We start from the raw sequence: 22,661 nt of genomic DNA, 5'->3' as shown, positions 1-22,661 counted from the left end.
GGCTCCTACGCCTTGACCAGCTTGACGCGGCTGCCCGCGCGCAGGGTGCCGAGGTTGTTGCGCACCACCTTGGCACCGGTGGCCAGGCCGCTGGTGATTTCCACCAGCCCGCTCACATCGTCGTGGATGCCAAGCTTGACCTGGCGTTCCGCCAGCACGTCATTCTCCACGCTGTAGACGAACGCGCGCTCGCCATCGTTGCGCACCGCTGTGGCTGGCACCGCCACCACGCCTGCGTGGTGGCCGAGCACCAGCGAGCCCTGGGCGAACATGCCCGCGCGCAGGCGCGCCTCGGGGTTGTCCACCCGCACATAAACCATGATGCTGCGCGTGCCTTGGCTTACCGCCGGGTTGATGCGCACCAGCTTGCCCTCGAAGCGGCCACTGCCTTCCACGTCGAGCTGCACGGCCTGGCCGATGGCAACGCGAGCTACATCCGCCATGGGGATCGGCGCCTCGAGTTCCAGCGCGCGCAGGTCGACCACGTCGATCAGGCGCGTGTCGGGCGAGACCTTCTCGCCCGGCTGCACCGCGCGCGCGGCCACCAGGCCATCCAGCGGCGATTTGACGATGGTGTCGGCGAGCGCTTTCTGCGCGACTTCAAGGCCGCCCTGGGCGGCATCGAGATTGGCGCGCGCCACGTCCAGGTTGCTCTGGAAGTTGTCGAAGGCGGTCTTTGAGATGAAGCCCTTGGCCACCAGCTCGCGGTTGCGCTCGAAGGTCTGTTTCGAATTCTCATACTGGCCGCGCGCCGCCAGCATCTGCCCGCGCGCCTGCGCCACCTTGGCCTGGTACTCGGTCGCATCGATGCGCACGATGACCTGGCCGGCGCGCACGGCTTCGCCCTCGCGCACCAGCACTTGCTGTACCTCGCCCGCGACCTTGGCCTTGACCGAGGCCTGGTTGAGCGCCCGCAGCCCGCCCGACAGCGGCAGCGACACGCGCAAGTCTTGCGTGGTGGCCTCGACCAGGTCGGATGGCAGGAACTCCACCAGGTCTTGCACCGCGGCAGCCGGGGCTGCGCCGGGCTTGCCATTGCTTGCCTTGCGCACGGCGGCAGCGGCGCTGAGCACGGCAACCACCGCGATGGTGGCGATCGCGGCGATCAGGATTTTCTTGCGTCGGGTCATGCGGTCTCCGGCGGCGGCGCTGGGGTCTCCCGCGCGGCCTGCTGCCCCTGCGCTTGTGCCAGGGCTTCTTGTTGTATCTGTTCCCAGACGTAGGGGCCGACCTTGGGTGGCAGCGGCGTATCGCGGGCCGCGCCGGTGGTCAGGCCGAACAGCAACATCTGGAGCAGGTTGTCGAGGAACGCCTCGGGGTCGATCTCGATGCGCGACGACGCACTGAACGCACGCTGCCACAGCATCAGGAACATCAGCGGCGCGCAGATCAGCGTTGTGGTCGGGTTGGCCGGCATGTCGCGCAACTCGCCACGCGCCACGCCGCGCTTGAGCACGCGCGCGAACAACTCATCGCCCGGCAACACCACTTCCTCGTGGTAGAACTGGGCAATGTCCGGAAAATGGCTGGATTCGGCCATGATCAGCTTGGTCAGGCCGGCCACCGGCGTCGCCCCGACCAGGCCCCACCAGCCGCGCAGCAATTCCCTGAGCAGCTCCGGCGTCGAGCCCTGGTAGTTCTCCACCAGGTCGATGCCCCTGGCCAGCGTCGGCACCAGGTTTTCGCGCACCACCGTCTTGAACAGCTCTTCCTTATTAGCGAAGTACAGATAGACGGTGCCCTTGGACACGCCCGCCGCGGCGGCAACATCTTCCAGCCGGGTGGCCGCATAGCCGCGTTCGACGAAGAGATCGAGCGCGGCGGCCACCAGTTCCTGCGGGCGTGCTGCCTTGCGGCGAGCCCAGCGTTTGGTGTTGGCGGATTCCTGATTCTGGCTCTGGTCTGGCGGGTTTTTCACTGGGGCGCTGTGCACCTCTGCGGGGAGCACTCCGCGAGAGGTGCAAATAAATAACTCTTGGGTCAGTAATGTAGTGGAGGGGAATCCGCCGGTCAAGCGCGGGGAGGGCCGTACGGCTTGGGGCACAATATGGTCTGCCGGGCGTCGTCCGCGCCTGAACCATTGCCATGTCCCCACAGTCTGAACTCTCTTGCCGGCCCGATTGTGGCGCTTGTTGCACCGCGCCCTCCATCACCTCGCCGATTCCCGGCATGCCCGGCGGCAAGCCGGCCGGCGTACCCTGCGTGCAGTTGCTGCCCGACCGGCGCTGCGCGATTTTTGGCGAGCCCACGCGGCCGGCATTTTGCGCCGGGCTCAAGCCCTCTGCCGACATGTGCGGCGAAACCCGCCGGCATGCGCTGGCCTGGCTGACGCAACTCGAGGTTGCCACCGCGCCCGGCCGCGCCGCCTGAACCCGCAAGGAACAAACAGATGGTCATGATCAATCGCCGGCGCTGGCTGGCAGCAAGCGCCAGCGTCGCGCTGGCCGCGGCACTCGTCGGCTGCGGCATGATGGGCAACGACTACACCTTCTCGCAGAGCCAGCTGCAATCGGCCCTGGAGCGCAAGTTCCCGTTCAACAAGCGCTATATGGAGCTGTTCGACATCCAGCTCGCCAACCCGCAGCTCACGCTCGATCCCAGCCGCAACCGGGTGAACGTGCAGTTCGACGCGACGGTGAACAACCGCCTGTTCTCTGGCGAGCCGATGACTGGCCGCTTCGCGCTGGACAGCGGGCTGCGCTACGATCCGGCCAGCCGTGCGGTGGTGCTGCAGGATCCGCAGGTCCAGCAGTTCGACGTCAAAGGCTTGCCACCGCAATTCTCGCGTCAGCTCAATGCGCTCGGCGGCATCCTTGCGGAGCAGCTGCTGCAGGGCTATCCGCTCTATACCTTCCGTCCTGACGAGCTGCGCCTCGCCGGCGCCAGTGTCGAACCCGGTACAATCACCGTTTTGCCCAACGGGATCAACGTCAAGATCAATCGGCCTTGATGACGCGCCGCGCCCAGGCATGTGCCTTGCCCAGCCACTGCGGTGTCATGGTCGTGGCGGATAGTTGTGATTCCTGGCGCCTGGTGCGTGGCTGATGGCATAGGGCTGACGGTTGCCCGTTGCCGTCTTGCTCGCCTGTCCTTGGCTTTTCCTTCGCTCTTCCATTCAGCATTCCACACATTCCAATCAGCATGGATATTGCCCTCGCCCTGAAAGCCGTGATCCTCGGCATCGTCGAAGGACTGACCGAATTTCTGCCCATCTCCAGCACAGGCCACCTGATCCTCGCCGGCCAGTTGCTCGACTTCAATGATGAAAAGGGCAAGATCTTCGAGATCGTGATCCAGTTCGGTGCCATCCTGGCGGTTTGCTGGGAGTTCCGCCGCCGCATCGCCACCGTGGTGAGCGGACTGGCCAGCGATGAAAAGGCCCGGCGTTTTGCCATCAACGTGATCGTGGCCACCGTGCCGGCGATCGTGCTGGCGCTGGTATTCGGCAAGTGGATCAAGGCTCACCTGTTTAACCCGATCACCGTGGCCACCGCATTCATCATTGGTGGTGTGGTGATCCTGTGGGCCGAATGGCGGGAAAGCCATCGCGGCCAGGTATCGCACCCGCAGGGCAACGCGCTGCTGGAGGCCGCCAAGGCCGGCGCGCCGCGGATCGAGTCGGTAGACGACCTGAACTGGCGCGATGCGATCAAGGTCGGGCTGGCGCAGTGTTTCGCGCTGATCCCGGGCACCTCGCGCTCCGGCGCCACCATCATCGGCGGCATGCTGTTCGGGCTGTCGCGCCAGGTAGCGACCGAGTTCTCCTTCTTCCTGGCGATCCCGGTGATCTTCGGCGCCACCGTCTACGAGCTGTACAAGTCGCGCGCGCTGCTATCCGCCGACGACCTGGGCATCTTCGGCATCGGCTTCGTCTTCGCCTTCCTGTCCGCCTTCTTGTGCGTGCGCTGGCTGCTGCGCTTTGTCGCCACCCATGACTTCAAGCCGTTTGCCTGGTACCGGATCATCTTCGGCATCGTTGTGCTGGCGACCGCATACTCGGGGCTGATTGCCTGGCATGCCTGAAGGCGGTCGCGGTAGATAACGCCGGCGGCAACCGTCGCAGGAAAAAAAAGCGTGGCTCCAGGCCACGCTTTTTTCATGGTGCCGACGACGTGCGGCGTGCGGCGCGGCCTTTGCCTTCAGGCCCGTTTGCGGAACACCACGTCCCACACGCCATGGCCCAGCCGCACGCCGCGGCGCTCGAACTTGGTCACCGGGCGGTAGTCCGGCCGCGGCGCAAAGCCGCCGGCGGCGTCCGAGGTGTTGGCCAGGGTGGGTTCGCCCGACAGCACTTCCACCATCTGGTGGGCATACTCTTCCCAATCGGTCGCGCAGTGCAGGTAGCCACCCGGCTTGAGGCGGTTGGCCAGCAGCTTGACCAGCGGCGGCTGCACCAGGCGCCGCTTGTTGTGGCGCTTCTTGTGCCACGGGTCGGGGAAGAAGATATGCACGCCGTCCAGGCAGGATTCCGTCAGCATGTGCGCGATGACCTCCACGGCGTCATGCGGCATGATCCGCACATTGCCGATCTCGCGCTCGCCCAGCAGCTTGAGCAGGGCGCCCACGCCAGGTTCATGCACCTCACAGCCCAGGAAGTTGTCCTGAGGGCGTAGTTGCGCGATATGCGCGGTGGTCTCGCCCATGCCGAACCCGATCTCGAGGATCGCTGGCGCGGCGCGGCCGAACGTGGCCTCCCAGTCGAGCGGCTGCGGTGCGTAGGGCAGGATGAAGCGCGGCCCCAGGTCATCGATGGCACGCTGCTGGCCGGTGGAGGTTCGCCCCGCGCGGCGCACGAAGGAACGGATGCGGCGCGGGTGCGCCACGTCGCTGCCGTCGGCAGCCTTGGCGGGCGCGTTGTCAGCGTCGTCGGCTGGCGTCGGGTCGGAACTGGGGTCTTGGGGGAGCATGGCAACAAAAAAGCCGCCGGGCGATCCTGATCGGGTATGCGACCAGTGGCGAAGGCGGCTCGTCTCAATCTGATGTGGAGCGGGCGATGGGAATCGAACCCACGTCTTTAGCTTGGGAAGCTAAGGTAATGGCCATTATACGACGCCCGCTAAGGCTTGCTGGAGGCGGATTCTAGCATGGTTTTCGACGCGTCCATATTTCCGCGTTCGGGAGCTATTCGGCAATTCATTTGGTAGGGCTTCCTAGGCATCTGCCTTGTCTGCGCGGGGGAGCTTTGCTTGTACCCCCGCTAGCCCAAGCAACAGCCCGACAATGCCGGCGTAGAAAACGATGTTCGCCTGGTGCGCCATCGTCACTTGCGTAAGGCCACTGATCAGGCTTGCCATCACGACGCCAAGGCCAGCCCCGCTAAGGCTGACGCCGAGCGCGTTGTCATTGCTGCAGCATTCGCGCAACGTCCGCAGAAACAGGACCGCAGGAATAAGGAATATCCCCAGCAGCGCTAGCATGCCGGGTAGGCCGGTGGTTGCGGCAGCCTCCACCACGTCGTTGTGTGCATGCTCCAGATTGCAGGCGACGGACTTGGTGCTCTCGCAGAAGTCAGATGCATGCAGAATGCGGGCAAACTGCCCCACGCCCACACCCATCCAAGGGTGCGCGGTGATCGACTTTGTCGCGATTTTCCACACCTCCAGGCGCGCGCCGACGGAAGTATCCACATCCCCTTTCTCGAACCGCTCGACCTCACTGCGCACCTGATCAATCTTCTGCGCCACGGGACCGCTAGGGATCAGATAAAGGCCAACACCCAATGCCGCAAAAAACGCTATTGAAGCAAAGAATCTTGCTACGCTCAGTCTGCGGTACCGGACAAAGAGCAGCGGAAGCGCGGTAAGAAGCATGGCGAGCGTCGCCCCTCGTGTCCCGTTCAAGAACAGGATCATCGCTGCAAGCGCAAGGTTCCCCCAGGCCAACGCGTGCGCGCAACGACTGGTGCCCGGTCGAGCAAAGCCGATCAGACCAAGAGCTGCGACCATGTTGGCAAATGCAATGGCCTGTGTCCACGCGGACGGTCGTTCCTCGCCCAGCGTGTAGTGCTGAATGGCGACGATTGCGAGGCTAGCTGCCAGTGCGATAGTGATCCCGCGCCAGATTGCCGTGGGATCCGGGGTGGTGCGCATGACTACAAGGCAGGCCAGTAGGGCAAGCAGAATTCTTGACGGGTTGTCAATCACGTTCCACGGCACGCCGAAGTACACCTTTGATCCGAGGTAAACGACCATCAGGGCCAGAATGGCCAGACCCAAGGGATTTAGCAGGTCACGGTATGTCCCCCAAGTCTTGGTCATTCGGTGGCTAGCGCATAACACTAGCACCACCACAGCGGCCAGAAAGATCCCTGAACCACGCGGCACACAGAGAAGAAGAATTGGAAATGCCAGGACCAGGGCACTGGCAAAGGTAGCCAGCTTTGTTGCTCGGAACGTCATAAACTCCGCTCGACTCTAAACAGCGGCGGAATGCCCGTCGCGACCGCGCGATTATAGTTGATGGGGTGGTAGCTCCTGGCGGAAGGGGAGAAATGGGGCCCCGGGGCGAGTTGCCGCGTCAAGCTTCGGGATGCAGGCCGCCAAGTGTCGGCAGAGCGGACAAAGTACCCACCACGTAAAAGCTATCTGCCGTGAGAAAGAGACCGGCGTAGAGGGATTCCGTCAGGAAAGTGCTTGTCCACTATCCGGAGGCGGCGACTCCTCGTGGTCGAGGCGCGCTGTGCTGAAGCGCCTCTGGGTGATGTGGGCGCTATTTCGATCAATGGCCGATCGGGGGGAAACGTGAAGGCGCGATGGCGCCCTATGGCGCCACCCGCAGCCGGCAGACCGCCGCCTCCTCCTGTCCCGGCGCGAGCCAGCGCAACCCCGTGCCGTGGTGGATGGCGTTGGGCAGGCCGAGCCAGGGTTCCACGCAGTAGAAGTCGGAGTCGGCGCGCTCCGACCAGGTGGTGACCGCGAACCACGGCGTGCTGCCCGGCGTGTCCAGCTCGATCGCCAGCTTGCGGCCATGCGGGGCGGTGGCATCGGGCGGCGTGGCCAGCGTGCAGTGGCGTGGCGCCGCAGCCTGCGCGTGCAGGACGTGAAAGGTGTCTTGCAGGCGCGGGTCGTCGAGCTGATAGGTCTCGGCGCCTTGGCCGTTCGATGCCAGCGAGCCGTCGGGGTGCTGGCGCATCCGTTGCGCGGCCGGCATGGCCAGCGTGGAAGCGGCGCGGGCCTGGTGGGCCAGCGGGAAGTAGAAGTGGTGGCCAGCGTAGTAAGGCAGGGCCTGCTCGCCGGCATTGCGCGTGCGCAACGTGGCCTCGAGGCTGTCGTCGAGCAGCCGGTAGGTGACCTCGAACAGGAACTCGAAGGGGTAGGCCGCGCGCGTCGCGTCCGACGCTTGCAGCGTCATGGTCAGGCTGCGTCCCGCCTCAAACTGCGTGACCGCGAAGGGCAGGTCGCGTGCGAAGCCGTGGATCGGCAGCGCCCGCACGGTGCCGCTGGCGTCTTTCCACGCGCCGGGCGCGTTGTCGACGAAGTGCCTGGCAATGAAGGGGAACAGTATCGGGTTGCCGCCACGCACACGGGCCAGTTGGGACCAGTCGGCGTTTTCTGGCCAGTAAAGGATGTCCTCGCCACGATGTACCCAGCGCACCAGGCGGGCGCCGAACTGCGGGGCTAGCAGCATGAAGCTGGACTCGTCTCCGACCCGGATCAGTTCCTGGCCTTGGAAATGCATAGAATTGAGAGGCGGCATGCAAGTAGCGGCGGGAGTGGGCATCGCTGCATGATAGCCGTCAACGCGCCGTGCCGCGGCACATGTCCGGTGCTCGGTTGCGCCCCCGGCGGGTGCACAGGCGTCGGGCGTTCATCAGGCATGCGCCTTTTGCAGCGATCGGTGCGCCACATTCGGACCGGCTCTCGCCGCTTTCGGCGCTGCGTGGGCACGCGGCCGCTGGCGTGAATGTTGCGTCGCAGCGCAGAGCGTTTCCCTCAGCGAAAGGAGCTTGTCATGGCCGAGTCCCTCAGCAAGTCCACCGCGTCCGCCGGCGATGCCGCCACGGACGCCTCTCCCACGAAGTTCTCCCACGTGCGCCCGCAAGACACTGCCTTCGTCGACCAGGGTTTGCGCGATTTCTTCCTGTATCGCGACCTGGGCATTGCGGAGGCCACCGGCGGCAAGCTGCTGGTGCAACTGGTCAAGGCCAACCTGCCGCCCGAGCAAGGCACCGGCTGGCACCGGCACGAGGCGCAGTTCCATGTGGTACTGATGCTCAAGGGCTGGGCGCGCTTCATGTACGAGGACAAGGAGACACTGGTGGCGGCAGGCGATTGCGTGCACCAGCGCCCCGGCATTACGCATTTTCTGTTCGACTACTCGCCGGACATGGAGTACCTGGAGATCGTGGGGCCGGCGGATTTTGGCACCGTCAAGGTCGAGGGCCCGTGCGCGGTGCCGGCGGTGACGCCGTGGCCGGCAGACCAGACCGCTGCCTAGACACCTGGCCGCCTGGCCGCGCCGCGCGGCCATATGCGTTCAACCTCATGCATTCAACCTCATGCGTTCAACCTCACGCGCTCATATAGACGGCGTTGCGCACTAGCGGATAGACCTGCAGATCCCAGCGCTTGCCGTTGAACACGCCGTAATGCCCCACGCCGGTTTGCACGTGGTGCATGCGCATATAGGGCCGCAGGCTGCCGCACAGTTCCTGCGCGGCCATGGTCTGCCCGATGGCGCAGATATCGTCGCGCTCGCCCTCCACCGTGAGCAGCGCCGTGCGGTGGATCGCGTGCGGGTTCACGCGGCGCCCGCCTACGTCCAGCAGGCCCTGCGCCAGCAGGAATTCCTGGAACACCATGCTCACGGTTTCGAGATAGAACTCCGCGGTCAGGTCCATGGTGGCGAAGTATTCCTCGTAGAACACCTGGATGGCATCCGCGCGGTCATGCTGGCCGCTGGCACGCAGATCGTAGAGGTCGCGGAAAGCTTGCTGGTGGCGCTCGCTGTTCATGCTCATGAAGGCGATCAGCTGGATGAAGCCGGGGTAGACGCGGCGCATCGCGCCGGCAAAGCGAAGCGGCACGTAGCTGGTGAGCGAGCGCTCGAACCATTCGATGGGCTGGCTGGTGGCGAGCTCATTGACCTTGGTCGGGTTGATGCGCGCGTCGATGGGGCCGGCCATCAGGATCAGGCTCGGCGGCTGCGCCGGATCGTTATCCTCCGCCATCAACGCCACGGCGGCGAGCGCTGCCACGGTGGGCTGGCACACCGCCATCAGGTGCGTGCCGCCGCCCAGCACGCGCAGGAAATCGATCAGATGATAGACGTACTCGTCAAAGCCAAAGCGGCCGTGCGCCAGCGAGATGTCGCGCGGGTTGTGCCAGTCGGTGATGTAGACATCGTGATCGCGCAGCATGGTCTGCACGGTGCCGCGCAGCAACGTGGCAAAGTGGCCCGACATCGGCGCCACCAGCAGCACGCGCGGGTGGCCAGAGACGCCGTGCTTGCGAAAGTGCAACAGGGAGCAGAACGGCGTGCTCGCGGTCACTTCCTCCGTAACCTGTACCGGTGCGCCGTTCACCATGACGCTGTCGATGGCGAACGGCGGGCGATGGTGCGTCAGGCGGCTCAGTGCGAGCACCTCGCAGGCCGCGCGCGTGGCAAGCATCGGCTCGCATCCTGCCAGGCGCGGGTTTTCTGCAAGCGTGCTCGACACCATGTGCGCCAGGCTGCAGGCGGGCTGCATGAGATCCGCATAAGTCTGGTACACCTGATACAGCATGGCTGGCCCCCTTTGATGCGTTGACCTCATCAGCCGCAATATGCGTGCCACGGCGAATCGCGTTGGCATGCGGCTTGCGGGCCTGCCCGTATGGCGGAACGGGGTGACCTGTTCTGGTTCGTATGCGGCGCAAACGCCGCGCGCGAAGTGCGCGCGCGGATCTTCGCCAGACCATCTGCCTCATGCTGGTGCTATGCGGTGCACCGTGCCGGTGCCGCTGTGGCCGCGGCATGTTTAACCGTGAAACGGCGTGTCTGATACGTGCGTGATACGTGCGTGATACGTGCGTGGTGCGTGCTTGTTTCGGCTGCGGCGCAGGCCATTGCGCCACATCAAGGCAAGAGCAAGGTAAGCGCAATCAGGAACTATGTCCCCGCCATGATGTAGTACAAATTCATAGTAGAAGCAGCGAACAAAAAGCACACAACGCATAGCGCGACACTGCAGCGGGAGACACGGGCGCACCGTTTGCTGGCACACAGACGACGGAAATCGCCCGCCGTGCAATGGCTTTTCCAGGTGGCAAGGAGGCGGGATGGCAAGGACGACACTCACCATCAGCAGTAAAACGTATTCATCGTGGTCTCTGCGCGGCTGGCTGCTGGTGCGCTTCGCGGGACTGGAGTTCGAGGAGGTGCTGGTGCCCCCCGATGACGCCGCGGCGCGCGCGGAAATCCTGCTGCTGTCACCTTCGATTCTCGTTCCCCGCCTGCTGCACCAGGGCGTGACCGTGTGGGACACGCTGGCTATCGCCGAGTATCTCAACGAGGTCCGCCCGAAGGCCGGCCTGCTGCCCGATGACCGCGCCGCACGCGCGCATTGCCGCGCCATCTGCGGCGAGATGCATTCGGGCTTCGCTGCCATGCGCGCGGCGTTGCCCATGAACTTGAAGGGGCACTTTCCTGGCTTCAAGGTGTGGTCGCGCGCGCAGGCCGATATCGACCGCATCGCGCAGATCTGGACCGAGTGCCTGACGCAATACGGCGGCCCCTATCTGTTTGGCGAAACGCGCACCATGGCCGATGCGATGTACGCGCCGGTGGTGACGCGCTTCGTGACCTATGGCGTGATGCTGGATCCGGCGCCGGTGGAGTACTGCAAGCAGATCCTCGCCATGCCGGAGTTGCAGGAGTGGATTGCCGCGGCAAAGAAGGAGCCCGACGAAATCAGCGAACTCGAAGTGGAGTTCTGACTGTCCTGCCAGGAGAAAGAAGAGGGCGCATCGCGGCGTTCAAGGCTGCGGTGCGCCCTTTCTCCTTTCACGCCGCTGCGGACTCGCTGGCGCGCGCCGCGATAAATCGCTCGGCGTAGGCGAAATACCAGTCCAGCGTTTCCGGGTTGGCCATGGCGTCGCGGTTGGCGATCTTGTCGGGCGCGTGGCCCAGCAGCAGCTTCTTGATGGGCACTTCCATCTTCTTGCCCGACAGCGTGCGCGGCACGCCGGGCACTTGCAGGATCTCGTTGGGCACATGGCGTGAGGACAGCGCGCTGCGGATGCGTGCGCGCATGGTGTCGCGCAATGCATCGTCCAGGACCATGCCCTCGCGCAGCACCACGAACAGCGGCATATACGAGTCGCGCCCCAGGTATTCGAGGTCCACCACCATGCTGTCGAGCACTTCCGGCAGGTCCTCCACCACGCGGTACAGCTCGCTGGTGCCCATGCGGATGCCATGCCGGTTGATGGTCGCGTCCGAGCGGCCGTAGATGATGGCGCCGCCGTGCGCGGTGATCTTGATCCAGTCGCCGTGGCGCCACACGCCGGGATAGGTGTCGAAGTAGCTGTCGCGGTAACGCTGCCCGTTGGTGTCGCCCCATAGGAACAGCGGCATCGACGGCATCGGCGCCGTGCAGACCAGCTCGCCCACCTCACCCACCAGCGCATTGCCCGCTTCGTCGAAGGCTTCGACCTTCGCACCCAGGCAGCGGCACTGCATCTCGCCCGAGTAGACCGGCAGGATCGGGCAGCCTGCCACGAACGAGCCGGCGAAGTCGGTGCCGCCGCTCATCGGCGCAAGCCAGATGTCCGTGCCCACGTGGCGGTAGATCCAGTCATAGGCCTCGGCCGGCAGCGGCGAGCCGGTCGAGCCGAGCGCGCGCAGCCGGGAAAGGTCGGCCACGCGCGCGGGCTCGATCCCGGCCTTCATGCCGGCCGTGAAGAACGCCGCGCCCGCGCCAAAGGCGGTGACGCGCGCGGCATCCACGAAGCGCCACAGCACGCCGGCATCGGGCCAGGCGGGATTGCCGTCGTAGAGCGCGATGGTGCTGCCCAGCAGCAGCCCCGCGATCTGCGCGTTCCACATGATCCAGCCACTGCTGCTGTACCAGTGGAAGACGTCGTCTGGCCCGAGGTTGTTGTGAAACGCCATCAGCTTGAGCTGCTCGATGACGATGCCACCGTGGCCGTGCACGATGGGCTTGGGCATGCCGGTGGTGCCGGAGGAGTAGACGATCCACAGCGGGTGGTCGAATGGCACGGATTCGATCGCCAGCGGTACGCGATGCGCCAGCACCGTCTGCCATGCGTGGCGACGCACGTTGGCGGGAAGCGGGATGGCGTCGGGCGCGGCATGCGCGTCAGTGTGCTCGCCCGGCACCAGTATCAGGTCGGTGAGCGAGGGCAGGGCGGCGGCCAGGTCGGCCAGCACTGGCGCCCGATCGTAGGCCTTGCCGCCATAACGGTAGCCATCGACGGCGATCAGCACCTTGGGTTCGATCTGGCGGAAACGGTCGCTCACCGCCACCTGGCCCATGTCGGGCGCGCAGCCCGACCAGATTGCGCCAAGGCTGGCGGTGGCCAGGAAGGCGACGACCGTGGCGGCAATGTTCGGCAGGTAGCCCGCCACGCGATCGCCGCGCGCCACGCCCATGCCGCGCAAGGCATGCGCCAGCGAGGCAACCTGCTGCTCCAGCACATCCCAGCTCAGATCGGTGACCGCGATGGATTCACCGGCGTAGCGGATGGCCGTGCGCTGGCGCGCGGCGCCGCTGCCGGCATGGCGGAACACCTGTTGCACGTAGTTCAGGCTGGCGCCTTCGAACCAGCGCGCGCCGGGCATCTGCGCGCTGCCGAGCACGCGCTCGGCAGGGGTATCGAAGCGCAGGTCGAAATAGGCGCGGATGGCGTCCCAGAAGGCTTCCAGGTCGGTCACCGACCATTGCCACAGTGCGCTGTAGTCGGCAAAGGCGAGGCCGCGCTCGCTCTCCAGCCAGCGCATGAAGTGCGCAATGCGGCTGCCGTCGCGGAACGCCTGCGACGGCGTCCATCTCAGTTGCCCTTCTTCAAGGGTAGTCATGTCTCCTCCTCGGGTCCGTCTCGCGCGGACGTGCGGATGGGTTGCGGTGCGGTTTTGGTGTGATCTTACCTGCTGCCCGCCATCATGCGTTGGCGCGGGCTTCGAACAAGGCGTCCCACATGCCGTCGACCCGGGCCTTGACCGCGGCATCCATCTGGATCGGACGGCCCCATTCGCGGGTGGTCTCGCCAGGCCATTTATCGGTGGCATCGATGCCCATCTTCGAGCCCAGCCCCGACACCGGCGAGGCAAAGTCGAGGTAGTCGATCGGCGTGTTCTCCACCAGCACGGTGTCGCGCGCGGGATCGACGCGGGTGGTGATGGCCCAGATCACTTCCTTCCAGTCGCGCACATCGACATCATCGTCCACCACCACGATGAACTTCGTATACATGAACTGACGCAGGAAGCTCCAGACGCCGAACATCACGCGCTTGGCGTGGCCAGCGTACTGCTTCTTCATGCGCACCACGGCCATGCGGTAGCTGCAGCCCTCCGGCGGCAGGTAGAAGTCGGTGATCTCCGGGAACTGCTTTTGCAGCAGCGGCACGAACACTTCATTGAGCGCCACGCCAAGCACCGCGGGCTCATCGGGCGGCTTGCCGGTATAGGTGGAGTGGTAGATCGGATCGCGCCGCATGGTGATGCGGTCGATGGTGAAGACGGGGAACCAGTCCTGCTCGTTGTAATAGCCGGTGTGGTCGCCGTACGGGCCTTCCAGCGCATGCTGGTAGCCGGACGGGTGATCCGGGTCGGGCTGGATGTGGCCTTCCAGCACGATCTCGGCCGAGGCCGGCACGCTCAGCTCGGACAGCGTCGGCGTGATGCAGCCGGCCAGCGCGGTGCGGCTGCCGCGCAGCAGGCCCGCAAACTGGTATTCCGACAAGGTGTCGGGCACCGGGGTGACGGCGCCGAGGATGGTGGCGGGGTCCGCGCCCAGCGCTACCGCGATCGGGAACGGCTTGCCGGGGTTGGCCAGCGCGTGCTCGCGGAAATCCAGCGCGCCGCCGCGATGCGCCAGCCAGCGCATGATGACCTGGTTGCGGCTGATCACCTGCTGGCGGTAGATGCCAAGGTTCTGGCGCTTCTTGTGCGGACCCTTGGTGATCACCAGGCCCCAGGTGATCAGCGGTGCCGCGTCTTCCGGCCAGCACGTCTGGATCGGCAGGCGCGCCAGGTCCACGTCGTTGCCTTCCCACACCACCTCTTGGCAGGCCGGGCTGCTGACGCGCTTGGGCGCCATGTCCCACACCGATTTGACCAGGGTGAAGAGCTTGCCGGCTTCGCGCAAGCCACGGGGCGGCTCGGGCTCCTTGAGCGCTGACAGAACGCGGCCGATGTCGCGCAGGTCGGCCAGGCTTTCCGCGCCCATGCCGAGGGCGACTCTGCGTGTCGTGCCGAACAGATTGGCCAGTACGGGCACGCTATAAGTGTGACCAGGCCGATGGGGATCGCTCGGGTTTTCGAACACGACTGCCGGCCCGCCCGCTCTCAACAGCCTGTCGCAAATTTCGGTCATTTCGAGGTTGGGGGACACCGGCGCACCGATCCGTTTCAGTTCGCCAAGGCCTTCCAGTTGGCCCAGGAAATCGCGCAAGTCGTTGTATTTCATGATTTATTCGATTGAGGCGCAGGCACGTTAGCGCACCTGTCCATGCAAGTTGTGTGATGCAATATTCACATTAATAGGGTGGGGCACAAAAAAATCGTCCCAATTTGCATGTCCAAATTGTAAATTTTTTGACTCCGCCTCGGTCGGCAAGGATGGCCTCCATGCTTTGCCAGTACTGAGTTTCACCCATTGGAGGGGGCACGGAAGTGCGTCAAAGACCCTTGTTACATATAACCAAAAGCTTTGTTTATTCGAAACGTTATTCTTGACGATGTATAAAAGGGTTCCTACAATCCGGTTCTGCTCGTTGGAGTGTTGCGGTGCAGCACATTTTCTTCTGCCCTGTCAAGGGGATTAGTGGGGAATTATCCATATCTGATCATATGAGCGGATGCGTCTGAGCAGGACGGATTCGATCGATCGCCCCGGCCGTGGCCGGGTGCTTTGAGTAGTTCGCGGCAGGGCAGGCTCCCCCAAGAGCCTACCCTGTTTCTCGTTGGGCGCATGGGGAGCGCCCACCAACAGGTGCTGGACGTCTTTGCTGGGCGGCGCGGCATCCTTACTTGAATACGCGGTCAACGGGCGTGTGGCGCAGCAGCGTGGCACGAAGCGGACAGCGGATGGAGGTAAGTATGAGTGGTTGGAAAACCCTTCATCTTCCCGGAGTCGGGCGGGCATTGCAGGTCCGTTTCAGACACCCGGTACCCGGAGTGAGTCGGGCATTGCAGGTCCGCCTTGCGCATCCGGTCGCTGGCCGCGCTTTACGCAGCGGTCGCGCAACGTTGAAATATGCCCTGAACACTCTCGGGGTTGTGTCTGTAGTCGCCGCGGTATCGCTGTCTGTCAGCCAGGAATGGCGTACGGCCCTGGCCGGTGCGCTGGCCGGCGAGGAAGCGCCTGCGGTATTGATGGAAGCGGCAGTGCCTGCGTCCACGGCCGACGTGGCCGCGGCCAAGCTGGGCCTGACGATGGCGCAGTCCAAGCCGGCAGGATTGCCGACCGTGTCCGGCACGGACGACTGGGGCCAGCAGCCCGCCGGCAAGGTGCCCTCCGTGGCGCACCTGGCCGCGCAGATCCCGGCGCAGCGCGTGGCGCTTGACGCGCGTAACCCGGCCACGCTGGGCAGCGCGCGCGAGCAGGCTGTGGTGGCTGAGTACATCGCTCGCAAGTATCGCGTGGCGGCGCAGGCCACGGCGCAACTGGTGAAGGCCGCATACCTGACGGGGCGCGAGGTCGGCATCGATCCGCTGCTGATCCTGGGTGTGATCGCGATCGAGTCCAGCTTCAATCCGTACGCGGAGAGCGGCGTGGGCGCGCAGGGCCTGATGCAGGTGATGACCAAGGTCCATCAGGACAAGTACGAGGCCGTGGGCGGCGTGGCAGCCGCGCTGAACCCGTACGCCAACATCAAGATCGGTGCGCTGGTGCTCAAGGACTGCATCGCCCGCGCCGGTTCGCTGGAAGGCGGCCTGAAGTATTACGTGGGTGCGGCGACCACCAACACCGATGGCGGATATGGCGCCAAGGTGCTGGCAGAGCGTGCCCGCCTGCGCCAACTGCCTGGCGTGCGCAGCGTCGCGGCTGAGCCGGTGTCGGCCAAGCCGGAAGTGGCGGTGGATGCCAAGGCACAGGCCGAGCATCGTCACGGCACGGCCGGCGACAAGCTGGAAGCGGCAGGCAACGTGCCGAAAAGCGCCTGATCGCGAGATCCTCGTATCTCGGGCAGCACAGAAAAAAAGCACCCTCCGGGGTGCTTTTTTCGTTGCCTGACGGCTCTGGCTGGCGTTCAGGCGAAGAACTTGCCCAGGCGCGCCATGGCCTCCTCGATGTTCTCCATCGAGGTTGCGTAGGAGATCCGGATGTAGTCGCTCGCCGTGTAGGGGCCGAAGTCCTGGCCCGGCACCAGCACCACGCCGGCATCGTGCAGCATGGCCTGGGTCAGGGCGTCGGCATCGCCGGCGGACGGGTGGTTGACGCCACGGCAGTCCGCATACACATAGAAGGCGCCATCTGGCTTGACCGGCACCCGCAGGCCCAGCGACTCCAGCGCCGGCACGATGGCATCGCGGCGGCGGTGGAACTCCGCCTTGCGCGCGTCGTAGATCGCCAGCGCCTCGGGGGAGAAGCAGGCCAGCGCGGCGTGCTGGGCGACGGCTGACGCGCAGATGAACAGGTTCTGCGCCACTTTCTCGAAGGCGCCTACCAGTTCATCCGGGACCACCAGCCAGCCCAGGCGCCAGCCAGTCATATTGAAGTACTTGGAGAAGCTGTTGACGGTGATGACGTCGTCGTCCAGGCTCAGCGCCGATACCGGCGGTGCATCGTACGACAGCCCCTGATAGATCTCGTCGACGATGGCAAAGCCCTGGCGGGCCCGCACGGCCTTCAGGATGCGCGCCAGTTCGTCCGGCAGGATCGAGGTGCCGGTGGGGTTGGATGGCGACGCCAGCAGCACGCCGCGGGTCTGCTCGCCCCAATGTGTCTCCACCTGCTCAGCCGTGAGCTGGAAGCGCTGGGCGGGGCCGCTCGGGATCATCTTCGCGCGGCCGTCGAAGGCGGCAACAAAATGCCGGTTGCAGGGGTAGCTAGGGTCAGGCATCAGCACCTCCGCGCCAATCTCCACCAGCACCGCGCAGGCCAGCAGCAACGCAGCCGAGGCGCCGGCGGTCACCACCACGCGGCGCGCAGGGATGTCGATCCCGTACATGGTCTTGTAATAGCCGGCGATGGCCTCGCGCAGCGGCGCAATGCCCAGCGCGCCGGTGTACTGGGTGACGCCGCGGCGCATCGCAGCCTCGGCGGCCCGCACCACGGGCTCGGCGGCGGTGAAATCGGGCTCGCCGATCCCCATGTGGATGATGTGGCGCCCGGCACGCTCGAGTTCGGCGGCCTGCTTGGCCAGCTCCATCACGTGGAAGGCATCGATATTGGCAAGACGGGAGGCAGTGGCGAGGCGCTGCAGATCCATGGTGGGATAGGCTTGGTGGGCCTGATAGGCGGGTTGATCGGGGTTGGGCTGCGGTTAAGCCGCAGTTAAGCTGCAATTAGGCGGGTGTTGGCCGCGGTAGAAGTAAAAACACCCGCCGGAGCGGGTGTCGGTACGGCAAGCATGGCACCGTGAACGGCGCCGGTTGCCGTTGTTCAGCGTCGGGCGGCCAGTTCCGGCGCGCGCACCTTGGCGGCCAGCTTGTCCAGCACGCCATTGACGTACTTGTAGCCTTCGACGCCGCCGAAGGTCTTGGTCAGTTCCACGGCTTCGTTGATGACAACCTTGTACGGAATGTCCACGCAGTGGATCAGCTCGTAGCTGCCGATCAGCAGGGCCGCGCGTTCGACCGGCGACAACTCGCTGACCGGGCGGTCCAGGAACGGCTCGAAAGCACCCGTCAGCCGGGTTTCTTCACGGATCGCGCCATTAAGCAGTGCATCGAAGTGCTCGCGGTCAGCCTTGTTGAAGCCTTGGGCGTCGTGCAGGTGGGCCTGGATCGCATCGGTATCGTTGCGGTTCAGCAGCCACTGGTACAGGCCCTGCAGCGCGAGTTCGCGCGAGCGGCGGCGCGCGCTCTTGGGCGCTGCCTTAGGCTCGGCCTTGGCGACGGGCTTCGCGCCGGCGTCGTCCGCCGGCTTGCCGGCGGGGTTGCTGCTCTCGGGCGCATCACTCATCGTCGTCCTCGTCTTCATCCGCTTCCTGGCTGCGCAGCGAATCCAGCGCGGAGACCAGGTTGGCCATTTCCACCGCGGCACGGGCGCAGTCGCGGCCCTTCTCACGGGTACGGGCATGGGCCTGGGCGTCGGTGTCGACGGTCAGGATGCCGTTGGCGATGGGCACATTGAAGTCCAGGCCGACGCGGCTGATGCCGGCGCCCGATTCATTCGACACCAGCTCGAAGTGATAGGTCTCGCCGCGCACGACCGCGCCCAGCGCGACCAGCGCATCGAACTGGCCGCTTTCAGCCATCTTTTGCAATGCCAGCGGCACTTCGAGCGCGCCCGGCACGGTCACCACCAGGGTGTCCTCGCCTTCGATGCCCAGCTTTTCCAGTTCAGCAACGCAGGCTTCGAGCAATTCGGCGCAAACCGGCTCGTTGAAGCGCGCTTGCACGATGCCGATGCGCAGGCCTTCACCTTCGAGGTTGCTGGGGTAGAAACCGTGATCCATCTTATCTTCTCCTGGGTTCGGGGTGGCGGCCCGCGACAGGCTCGCGGCCGCCGTGTATCCGGTAGTTCAGTTAGCCTGGCCGCCGCTCATGGGCTGGTAGCCAGTCACTTCAAGGTCATAGCCGGTCATGCTCGGCATTTTCAGCGGGGATGCCAGCACGCGCATCTTGCCCACGCCGAGATCCTTGAGGATCTGGGCGCCGGTGCCGTAGGTGCGCAGGTCCGGCTTTACGCGCGGGCGGTTTTGCGGCGTGTCGAGCGCCGAGAACTGCGTGAACAGCTGTTCGGCCGTGTCGCCGCAGTTCAGCAGCACCATCACGCCATGCTCGGACTGCGCAATAGCCTCGAGCGCGGCCGGCACGCTCCAGGAGTGCGTGGTACGCGACACTTCCAGCAGATCCAGCGTGGAAAGCGGCTCGTGCACGCGTACCAGCGTTTCGCGATCAGCCTGGGGGTTGCCCTTGACCAGCGCCAGGTGGGCGCGGCCGCTCGGCTTGTCACGATAGATGATGCTGTGGAACGTGCCATATGGCGTTTGCATGGTGCGCTCGCCAGCGCGCTCGATGATGCTCTCGGTGCGGCTGCGGTAGTGGATCAGGTCGGCAATGGTGCCGATCTTGATGTGATGCTCTTGTGCGAACTCGATCAGGTCCGGCAGGCGCGCCATGGTGCCGTCGTCCTTCATGATCTCGCAGATCACCGCGGCCGGCGTCAGGCCGGCCAGCGCGCCCAGGTCGCACCCGGCTTCGGTATGGCCGGCGCGGATCAGCACGCCACCGGGCTGGGCCGTCAACGGGAAGATATGGCCGGGCTGGACCAGGTCGGCGGCACGGGCATCCTTGGCCACCGCGGCTTGCACGGTACGGGCACGGTCGGCCGCCGAGATGCCGGTCGTGACGCCTTCGGCTGCCTCGATCGACACCGTGAAGTTGGTGCCATGCACCGTGCCATTGCGGCTCACCATGGGTTGCAGCTCGAGCTGGCGGCAGCGTTCGGCGGTCAACGTCAGGCAGATGAGGCCCCGGCCATACTTGGCCATGAAGTTGATCGCCTCCGGTGTGACGAAATCGGCAGCCAGGACCAGGTCACCCTCGTTCTCGCGGTCTTCCTCGTCAACCAGGATGACCATGCGGCCGGCACGGATTTCGGCAATGATTTCTTCTGTACGGGCGATTGTCATAGCTTGCAGGCTGGGAAGCTGGCTGAGGTTTGGGCTGGAATTCTGGCTGAATTTCGGGCGGGATGGCTTGCTGGCCGGCTGCCGCTTCAGCGGTATACCGGCTGGCCGCGGCAGCGGTCTGGCCCAATATTGTACGTCAACCAGGCGCCGCAGGGCGCGCGGCGCCCGCAGGGCCAATGCAGATGGCCCTCCGTGCGGCGGCGGGGGCGGAAAGACGGGTGGCCTTGGCGGGCCACCCGGGTGCCAAAAAGGCGTGTGTCAGGCGGGCTTTGGCGCGCTCAACATGCGTTCCACGTACCGCGCGATCAGGTCGATCTCCAGGTTCACGCGCGCGCCGGGCTTCAGGTCCTGCAGCGTGGTGACCTCGATCGTGTGGGGGATCAGGTTGATCGAGAACGTGCAGCCGTCTTCGTCGTCGATGACCTTGTTGACCGTCAGCGACACGCCGTTGACCACCACCGACCCCTTGTAGGCCAGGTAGCGTCCCAGCTCGCGCGGGGCGCGCACGCGCAGTTCATGCGACTCGCCGACCGGCGCGAAGTGGGTGACTTCGCCAAGCCCGTCGACATGGCCCGAGACCAGGTGGCCGCCGAGGCGGTCGGCCAGGGTCAGCGCTTTCTCCAGGTTGACCCGGCCGGGCTTGTCCAGGCCAGCGGTCTTGTCGAGCGATTCGCGGGAGACATCGACGTCGAAGGCGTCGCCGTCCAGCGCGATGACCGTCATGCAGGCACCCTGGATAGCGATGCTGTCGCCAAGGATGACATCTGACAGGTCCAGCCCGTTGGCACGGATGCGCAGGCGCACACCGGCATCGGCTGCGGCTTCGCTGGCGCCCAGCGGGGATACGGTTTCGATGCGGCCGACGGCCGCGACAATGCCAGTGAACATGATCGATGCTTGATGCAATGGGAAAACACGCATGCTAGCAGGTGCGCAGCGGATTCGTTTTGCGCATAGCTTGCCGTCAGGCGATCAGACGTGATCGGCGCGGCGCGCGATCAGGCGCAGGTCTTCGCCGATCATGCGCACGTCGTGCCAGCGGAAGGCCGCGGCGTCCTGCAGCCGCGCCAGGGGCGGCAACTGGAACATGCCTTGCGCGTCGCCTAGCAGCTTGGGCGCGAGGTAGATCAGCAACTCATCTGCGCAATGCTCGCGGATCAGCGATCCGTTGAGCTTGAAGCCGGCTTCCACGTGCAGCTCGTTGATGCCGCGCCGGCCAAGTTCTTCCAGCATGTGGCGCAATTCCACCTTGCCGTGCGGATTGGGCAGCACCACCACTTCCGCGCCGCGGGCTTCCAGGGCGCGCCGGCGCGCTGTATCGTCAAAGGCGCAGAACACCAGCACGGGCTTGGCAAAGTCACCGGTGTCCGGTGTCAGCAGGCGCGCATCCAGGGGAATCTCCAGCCGGGAGTCCACCACCACGCGCTGAGGCTGGCGCGGCGTGTCCACGGCACGCACATTGAGCTGCGGGTTGTCGTCGCGCACGGTGCCGATGCCGGTGAGGATAGCGCTGGCGCGCGCACGCCAGGCGTGGCCGTCGTCGCGTGCCGCCTGGCCGGTAATCCATTGGCTGCTGCCGTCGTGCAGCGCGGTGCCGCCGTCGAGCGAGGCGGCCACCTTGACACGCACCCAGGGCAGGCCGCGCGTCATCCGGTTGACAAAGCCGATGTTGAGTTCGCGGGCTTCTTTTTCGAGCAGGCCGCAGCGTACGTCCACGCCGGCTTCGCGCAGCCGCTGCAAGCCACGGCCCGAAACCGTCGGGTTCGGGTCCTCCATGGCGGCCACCACGCGCGCGATGCCGGCGCGCACCAGCGCGTCCGCGCAGGGCGGCGTCCGGCCAAAATGGCTGCAGGGCTCAAGCGTGACAAAGGCCGTGGCACCCTTGGGATCGTTCCCGCGCGCCGCGGCATCCTTGAGCGCCTGGATCTCGGCGTGATCCTGCCCGGCGGGTTGGGTGAAGCCCTGGCCGATGATCTTGCCGTCCTTGGACAAAACGCAGCCAACGCGCGGGTTGGGCGTGGTGGTGTACATGCCACGCTCGGCGAGCGCGAGAGCCTGTGCCATGGCTGCGTGGTCGGTATCGGAGAACATGTGGCCTGGTGCTTCCTGCCGCGCGGGCGGTGAGTTGGATAGGGTTACAGTCATCAGGTATCAGGGCGGCTCGGACTGTGCGAGGCCGTCGCAATCGGCATCCTGCCCCGGCGTGCACAAGCGGACGCGGCCGTGGGCACCGAGCCTTAGCTGCCGCTGTTCGCCCCGGCAGGTCACGGTGAAGGTGGCGGCGAGAAACCCGCCTTGCTCTGAGCGAGAGTATCCCACAGCTGTCATGCGCAGCGTATTGCTGCCTTGCGCGGTCGAGCGCAGGACGATGCGCAGGCAGGCGTCGCGCAGTTCGACGACAGCGAGCAAGCCGGCATTGTCCTGGTCCGGCTCGTCTCCTGGCTCCAGTGCCAGCCGCCAGCCGTGGTCCAGCGACGAAGCACCCGGCAAGGGCGTCAGCACCACGTCGGATCGCCGGGCTATGGCGGCCGAGCGCGCCACCGCCAGCGAGCCGGCCAGGCGGTCTGCCGCCAGCATCACCTGCTGGCGCGCCTGCAAGCGCTGCCAGGACGGGAAAGCCAGCGCCGCCAGGATGGCGAGCACAGCCACGCAGGTCAGCAGTTCGGCAAGCGTTGCGCCGCGACGCGAATG

General features: G+C 65.5%; 21 protein-coding genes and 1 tRNA gene. 6 read left to right on the top strand and 16 right to left on the bottom strand.

Annotation, left to right across the window (positions count from 1 at the left end):
• Positions 1-5: 5 nt before the first annotated feature.
• Together ACX12D_RS14585 and ACX12D_RS14580 are read right to left on the bottom strand one after the other, a co-directional pair.
• Positions 6-1,130: an efflux RND transporter periplasmic adaptor subunit gene (locus ACX12D_RS14585; protein ID WP_459371649.1), complete on the bottom strand. Its 1,125-nt coding sequence runs from the start codon at positions 1,128-1,130 to the stop codon at positions 6-8.
• Positions 1,127-1,918, bottom strand: coding sequence for a TetR/AcrR family transcriptional regulator (locus ACX12D_RS14580; RefSeq protein ID WP_459371648.1), 792 nt, complete (start codon positions 1,916-1,918; stop codon positions 1,127-1,129). The genes ACX12D_RS14585 and ACX12D_RS14580 overlap by 4 nt, the downstream gene beginning before the upstream one ends.
• Positions 1,919-2,085: 167 nt before the next feature.
• Between ACX12D_RS14580 and ACX12D_RS14575 the strand changes: the two genes are divergently transcribed.
• The 3 genes from ACX12D_RS14575 to ACX12D_RS14565 all read left to right on the top strand — a co-directional run bounded on the left by ACX12D_RS14575 (position 2,086) and on the right by ACX12D_RS14565 (position 4,023).
• A complete protein-coding gene (locus ACX12D_RS14575; protein WP_441633446.1) occupies positions 2,086-2,370 on the top strand; it encodes a YkgJ family cysteine cluster protein in 285 nt (94 codons plus the stop codon).
• Between the two features lie 19 nt (positions 2,371-2,389).
• The gene (locus tag ACX12D_RS14570) at positions 2,390-2,950 is read left to right on the top strand and encodes a DUF1439 domain-containing protein (RefSeq protein ID WP_459371647.1); all 561 of its coding nucleotides are present in this window, start codon (positions 2,390-2,392) and stop codon (positions 2,948-2,950) included.
• A 191-nt stretch (positions 2,951-3,141) separates the two neighbouring features.
• Entirely contained in the window at positions 3,142-4,023 is an 882-nt protein-coding gene (locus tag ACX12D_RS14565) for an undecaprenyl-diphosphate phosphatase (RefSeq protein WP_459371646.1), read from the top strand.
• A 116-nt stretch (positions 4,024-4,139) separates the two neighbouring features.
• Here ACX12D_RS14565 and trmB read toward each other — a convergent pair whose 3' ends face one another.
• The 4 genes from trmB to ACX12D_RS14545 all read right to left on the bottom strand — a co-directional run bounded on the left by trmB (position 4,140) and on the right by ACX12D_RS14545 (position 7,695).
• Positions 4,140-4,907: a tRNA (guanosine(46)-N7)-methyltransferase TrmB gene (trmB, locus tag ACX12D_RS14560; protein WP_150984086.1), complete on the bottom strand. Its 768-nt coding sequence runs from the start codon at positions 4,905-4,907 to the stop codon at positions 4,140-4,142.
• 75 nt (positions 4,908-4,982) lie between these two features.
• Positions 4,983-5,057 (bottom strand) — tRNA-Gly (locus ACX12D_RS14555).
• A gap of 93 nt (positions 5,058-5,150) precedes the next feature.
• Entirely contained in the window at positions 5,151-6,398 is a 1,248-nt protein-coding gene (locus tag ACX12D_RS14550; protein WP_459371645.1) for an O-antigen ligase family protein, read from the bottom strand.
• Between the two features lie 361 nt (positions 6,399-6,759).
• Positions 6,760-7,695, bottom strand: a complete 936-nt coding sequence (locus tag ACX12D_RS14545) for an aldose epimerase family protein (protein ID WP_459371644.1) — start codon at positions 7,693-7,695, stop codon at positions 6,760-6,762.
• A gap of 255 nt (positions 7,696-7,950) precedes the next feature.
• Between ACX12D_RS14545 and ACX12D_RS14540 the strand changes: the two genes are divergently transcribed.
• Positions 7,951-8,436, top strand: a complete 486-nt coding sequence (locus tag ACX12D_RS14540; RefSeq protein WP_459371643.1) for a cupin domain-containing protein — start codon at positions 7,951-7,953, stop codon at positions 8,434-8,436.
• A gap of 73 nt (positions 8,437-8,509) precedes the next feature.
• On the opposite strand, the gene ACX12D_RS14535 is transcribed toward ACX12D_RS14540, so the two are convergent.
• On the bottom strand, positions 8,510-9,724 hold the full coding sequence (locus ACX12D_RS14535; RefSeq protein ID WP_459371641.1) for a polyhydroxyalkanoate depolymerase: 1,215 nt from the start codon (positions 9,722-9,724) through the stop codon (positions 8,510-8,512).
• Positions 9,725-10,259: 535 nt separating this feature from the next.
• On the opposite strand from ACX12D_RS14535, the gene ACX12D_RS14530 reads away from it, so the two are divergent.
• Positions 10,260-10,916 (top strand): glutathione S-transferase family protein, encoded by a 657-nt coding sequence (locus tag ACX12D_RS14530; protein ID WP_416049381.1) that lies wholly within the window; start codon positions 10,260-10,262, stop codon positions 10,914-10,916.
• Positions 10,917-10,983: 67 nt separating this feature from the next.
• On the opposite strand, the gene ACX12D_RS14525 is transcribed toward ACX12D_RS14530, so the two are convergent.
• Positions 10,984-13,020 carry an acetoacetate--CoA ligase gene (locus ACX12D_RS14525; protein ID WP_459371639.1) on the bottom strand — a complete coding sequence of 679 codons (2,037 nt, stop codon included), beginning with the start codon at positions 13,018-13,020 and terminating at the stop codon, positions 10,984-10,986.
• Positions 13,021-13,102: 82 nt separating this feature from the next.
• Complete coding sequence (ubiD, locus tag ACX12D_RS14520; protein ID WP_459371638.1) at positions 13,103-14,632, bottom strand: 4-hydroxy-3-polyprenylbenzoate decarboxylase; 1,530 nt, start codon at positions 14,630-14,632, stop codon at positions 13,103-13,105.
• A 632-nt stretch (positions 14,633-15,264) separates the two neighbouring features.
• Here ubiD and ACX12D_RS14515 point away from each other — a divergent pair.
• Positions 15,265-16,332, top strand: a complete 1,068-nt coding sequence (locus ACX12D_RS14515) for a lytic transglycosylase domain-containing protein (protein WP_459371637.1) — start codon at positions 15,265-15,267, stop codon at positions 16,330-16,332.
• A gap of 86 nt (positions 16,333-16,418) precedes the next feature.
• On the opposite strand, the gene ACX12D_RS14510 is transcribed toward ACX12D_RS14515, so the two are convergent.
• The 7 genes from ACX12D_RS14510 to ACX12D_RS14480 all read right to left on the bottom strand — a co-directional run bounded on the left by ACX12D_RS14510 (position 16,419) and on the right by ACX12D_RS14480 (position 22,619).
• A complete protein-coding gene (locus tag ACX12D_RS14510; RefSeq protein WP_174422591.1) occupies positions 16,419-17,600 on the bottom strand; it encodes a pyridoxal phosphate-dependent aminotransferase in 1,182 nt (393 codons plus the stop codon).
• Between the two features lie 173 nt (positions 17,601-17,773).
• Positions 17,774-18,295: a transcription antitermination factor NusB gene (gene nusB / locus ACX12D_RS14505; protein WP_150984095.1), complete on the bottom strand. Its 522-nt coding sequence runs from the start codon at positions 18,293-18,295 to the stop codon at positions 17,774-17,776.
• Complete coding sequence (ribH, locus tag ACX12D_RS14500; protein ID WP_267604010.1) at positions 18,288-18,791, bottom strand: 6,7-dimethyl-8-ribityllumazine synthase; 504 nt, start codon at positions 18,789-18,791, stop codon at positions 18,288-18,290. Before ribH ends, nusB begins: the two co-directional genes overlap by 8 nt.
• Positions 18,792-18,857: 66 nt before the next feature.
• Positions 18,858-19,970 (bottom strand): bifunctional 3,4-dihydroxy-2-butanone-4-phosphate synthase/GTP cyclohydrolase II, encoded by a 1,113-nt coding sequence (gene ribBA / locus ACX12D_RS14495; protein WP_459371636.1) that lies wholly within the window; start codon positions 19,968-19,970, stop codon positions 18,858-18,860.
• Between the two features lie 258 nt (positions 19,971-20,228).
• Positions 20,229-20,858, bottom strand: coding sequence for a riboflavin synthase (locus tag ACX12D_RS14490; protein WP_400093254.1), 630 nt, complete (start codon positions 20,856-20,858; stop codon positions 20,229-20,231).
• 84 nt (positions 20,859-20,942) lie between these two features.
• Positions 20,943-22,061, bottom strand: a complete 1,119-nt coding sequence (gene ribD / locus ACX12D_RS14485; protein ID WP_174422587.1) for a bifunctional diaminohydroxyphosphoribosylaminopyrimidine deaminase/5-amino-6-(5-phosphoribosylamino)uracil reductase RibD — start codon at positions 22,059-22,061, stop codon at positions 20,943-20,945.
• A 60-nt stretch (positions 22,062-22,121) separates the two neighbouring features.
• Positions 22,122-22,619, bottom strand: a complete 498-nt coding sequence (locus ACX12D_RS14480; RefSeq protein WP_459371634.1) for a GspH/FimT family protein — start codon at positions 22,617-22,619, stop codon at positions 22,122-22,124.
• Positions 22,620-22,661: the final 42 nt, after the last annotated feature.

It is taken from the genome of Cupriavidus sp. PET2-C1, from assembly GCF_054515855.1.
Note: the sequence above shows the minus strand (reverse complement) of the source record. Positions and strands in the feature narration are given on the sequence as shown.